The organism is Enterobacter cloacae complex sp.6700776 (genome assembly GCF_048284255.1).
GTDB classification, from domain to species: domain Bacteria; phylum Pseudomonadota; class Gammaproteobacteria; order Enterobacterales; family Enterobacteriaceae; genus Enterobacter; species Enterobacter intestinihominis.
The window spans coordinates 1-287 of sequence record NZ_JBLVYK010000226.1; the positions used below are offsets into that span (position 1 = coordinate 1).

The following is a 287-nucleotide window of genomic DNA, read 5'->3' on the forward strand; positions in this document are numbered from 1 at the left end:
TCTGACGGCCGTGCTCGAGGGGCGTCTTCCGGACGGCTCACGGCTTGGCAAGGAGGTTAACGGACAGCATGTCCACCGCCCGGGTCATGACCTGACCTTTTCAGCCCCCAAAAGCGTGTCTATTCTGGCACTCATCGGTAACGATAAAGAAATGGTGGAGGCGCATAATCACGCCGTCCGTGTGGCGGCCGGCTATGTGGAGAAGCTCATCTCGGCCCGCGATACGAAAGACGGCGTTACGTCCATCGTACACACCGGCAAGATGGTAGCGGCCGCCTATACGCATG

Annotated in this window: 1 protein-coding gene; it reads left to right on the forward strand. The window is 59.6% G+C overall.

What is annotated here, in order from left to right; genetic code table 11:
* The coding region (locus ACNQ0T_RS23990; protein ID WP_417930470.1) for a relaxase domain-containing protein at positions 1–287 on the forward strand (287 nt) is incomplete at both ends.